The sequence below is a fragment of the Streptomyces sp. NPDC004561 genome, from assembly GCF_053602155.1.
On sequence record NZ_JBSGDB010000732.1, the window covers coordinates 1 to 2976 of the forward strand.

Consider the following 2976-nt stretch of genomic DNA (forward strand, 5'->3'; position numbering starts at 1 on the left):
CGATCGCCTCGTCGCGGCGCTCCTTGGAGAACCAGGCCCGGATCTTGTTGCGGGCGCGCGGTGACTTGACGAAGCCGAGCCCGTTCGGGGTCGCCGGGGTGGGCGACGGCGAGGACGCAGGCACGGACGCAGGCCGCGTCGTCGAAGTAGTGCGGGTTGTCGTGGCCGGTGGCGGGCGGGCGCAGGCCGGTGGCGAGGTTGCCGAGGCCGGCACGGACCGAGATACGGGCGCGCAGGGGGAGCACGGCCGACTCGATCTCGGGTGCGCGTTCGGCCGCGGCGGCGACCTCGGAGGCCACGGCGGTCCAGGTCAGGTCGATGGCGGCGCGCATACGGCGCTCCCGGCTGAGGTCGCCGAGGACGTCGTCGGCGCCGGCCCGCAGGACCGCCTCCGCGGCGAAGGCCGCCCACTCGGCGTCGTCGGAGGGGCCGAGCCGGAGGGGGCCGGGGGGCTGGTTGAGGGCGATCGGCACGGGGAGTGTGGTGGTGGCGTTCTGTTCCGCGAAGGTGTCCAGTTCGCGGGTGAGGCGGCGGGTCCACTCGGGCATACGGGCGGCGCGGTGCCGGGCGGCGGGCCAGCCGGCGGCGTCGCCCGCGGCGAGGCCCAGCAGCAGGCCCTCGATGCGGCGCGCGGTCATGAGCGTCCCTCGCTGTCCGCCCCGATGAGGGGGTCGCACGCCGTGGCCTCGCCGCCTGCCCCGATGAGGGGGTTCCGCCCCCTCACCCACCCACCACCCGACTCGGCCGGCTGGGCGGCGGAGGCGGAGGCGTGGGCCGGGGCAGGGGCTGGGGGCGACTGAGGCGCCGGCTCTCCGCCGGTCTCCGGCCCCGGCCCGGCCCCCGGTACTGCCGACGTCTCGTTCGGCGACGGGGCTCGCTTCGGGCGCGCGAGCGTGAGTTCGAGCGACGGTGCCGGGGGCCGGGCCGCTCCCGCTGCCGCGCGGCGCACGCCGTCCGGCAGGAAGCCGGGCAGCACCACGTCCGCCCCCCACTTGCCGCCCTCCTCGGGGACCAGGAGCTCGGCCAGGTCCAGCACGTGGTGGCCGGCCATGGCGGGCAGGCAGCGTCCCCGGGCGGGGCCGATGGCCGCGGCCCAGGCGGTCGGGACGTCGGCGAGGCCCCGGGTCGCCCCGGCCAGCGCGCCGGCCACCGCCGCCGTCGTGTCGGCGTCGCGGCCCATGTTGACGGCCGTCAGGACCGCCTCCCGGAAGTCGCCGTCGGCCGCCGCGTACGCGCCGAACGCGAGGGCCACCGCCTCAGGGGCCAGGTCGGTCCAGGGGTAGCCGCCGATGACCACCGCGGAGCGGACCGCGCGTTCCCCGCGATGGGCCACGGACACCGCGCGGCGCAGGGAGCGGGCCGTCCACGAGTCCTCCGGGATCACCGCGAGCGCGGAGGCGATCACGACCGGGGCGGGCGCTCCCGCCATCGCCGCGGCCACCCCGGCCGCGACCGCCTGGCCGCCGTAGATGCCCTCGCCCTCGTGGCTGACGGAGCCGTCGATCGCCACCAGCCGGGCCGCCTCCCCCGGGCGCCCGGCGGCGAAGACGCCGAACGGCGCCGCACGCATCGCCAGCCCGTCGCTCCAGGCGTGCCGGTGCTGGGCCGAGATGGGGGCGGCCAGGCCCCGGCGCAGGTTCTCCAGGGTGCCGCGCTCGCTGAAGCCCGCACCCCGGAAGGGGCTGTCCGCCCGGTCGGCGATCCACTCGTGCCAGGCCGCCTCCACGTGCGCCGGGGTGAGGGCCGAGCCGTGCCGGGCCAGCAGCAGGCCCGAGAACAGCGCGTACTCGGTGTCGTCCGTGCCCTGCGGACGCTCGCTCACGTACCCCGTGATGCGGCCCCAGCGGGCCCGGATCTCGGAGGGCCTGAGGTTTTCCGCGGGCGCGCCGAGCGCGTCCCCGACGGCCAGGCCGAGCAGCGCGCCGCGGGCTCGCTCGCGGAGCCCGATGGCGTCCCCGGGTGCCGGAAGCGGGGGAGTGCAGGCGATCGATGCCATGGGCGGCCTCCTTCGGCGGGCCCCCGAGCACCGCCGGGACCCTTTGCGGATGTGTCCCACGGCCGGGGCGCGACCGAGCTGTCCCGGGTGCAGCGTCACCCGCTCGACATGTGAGCGGCCAGATTCACGAATGAGCAAGGGGAAGGTAAAGCTGCAGGTTAGCCGAGCCTTCCCTTGCTGGCGGCGCGGAAATTATCGGCGTAGGTTCAGGGTTATCCAAAAGTAGAACTCGTCCAAAGTTAGCTTTGGCTAAGCTATCCCGGGGGGCCTCATGGCCATCATCGAAATCGAGGCCGCGCTGCACGAGGCGCACCGCGACAACCACACGCACCGCGACGTGAACGGCGGCTGGCTGCGCCCCGCCGTCTTCGGTGCGATGGACGGCCTGGTCTCCAACCTAGCCCTGATGACCGGCGTGGCCGGCGGCTCCGTGAGCCACCAGACCATCGTCATCACCGGCCTCGCGGGCCTTGCCGCCGGCGCCTTCTCCATGGCGGCCGGCGAGTACACCTCCGTCGCCTCCCAGCGCGAACTCGTCGAGGCCGAACTCGACGTCGAGCGTCGCGAGCTGCGCAAGCACCCCCAGGACGAGGAGGACGAGCTCGCCGCACTCTACGTCGCCCGGGGTGTGGAGCCCGAGCTGGCCCGCGAGGTCGCCCGGCAGCTGTCCAAGGACCCCGAGCAGGCCCTGGAGATCCACGCCCGCGAGGAGCTGGGCATCGACCCCGGCGATCTGCCCTCGCCGCTGGTCGCCGCCGTCTCCTCCTTCGGGTCCTTCGCCCTCGGCGCCCTGCTGCCCGTGCTGCCCTACCTGCTCGGCGCGACCGCGCTGTGGCCCGCCGTGCTGCTGGCCCTCGCCGGGCTCTTCGGCTGTGGCGCCGTCGTGAACCTGGTCTCGGTGGGCTCCTACGGCGAGTTCGAGTTCTGGTTCGCCGGCATCAAGGTCGTGGCCATCGGCGCGTTCATCGTCATCGGCCTCC

2 protein-coding genes and 1 pseudogene are annotated in these 2976 nt (G+C 75.3%); 1 reads left to right on the forward strand and 2 read right to left on the reverse strand.

All coding sequences use genetic code 11. The features are described 5' to 3' along the window. Positions 1-41 precede the first annotated feature (41 nt). A pseudogene (locus tag ACWEN3_RS44405) lies at positions 42-638 on the reverse strand (ADP-ribosylglycohydrolase family protein); the annotation flags it as partial. Further along, positions 635-1996, reverse strand: coding sequence for an ADP-ribosylglycohydrolase family protein (locus tag ACWEN3_RS44410; RefSeq protein ID WP_452983811.1), 1362 nt, complete (start codon positions 1994-1996; stop codon positions 635-637). The gene ACWEN3_RS44410 and the pseudogene ACWEN3_RS44405, both read right to left, overlap by 4 nt. Before the next feature lie 271 nt (positions 1997-2267). On the opposite strand from ACWEN3_RS44410, the gene ACWEN3_RS44415 reads away from it, so the two are divergent. Beyond that, the coding region (locus tag ACWEN3_RS44415) for a VIT1/CCC1 transporter family protein (protein ID WP_452983813.1) at positions 2268-2976 on the forward strand (709 nt) is incomplete at its 3' end.

Coding starts and splice junctions, on each gene's coding strand:
- ACWEN3_RS44410 (WP_452983811.1), bottom strand. CDS start 1,996: ATGGCATCGATCGCCTGCACTCCCCCGCTTCCGGCACCCGGGGACGCC.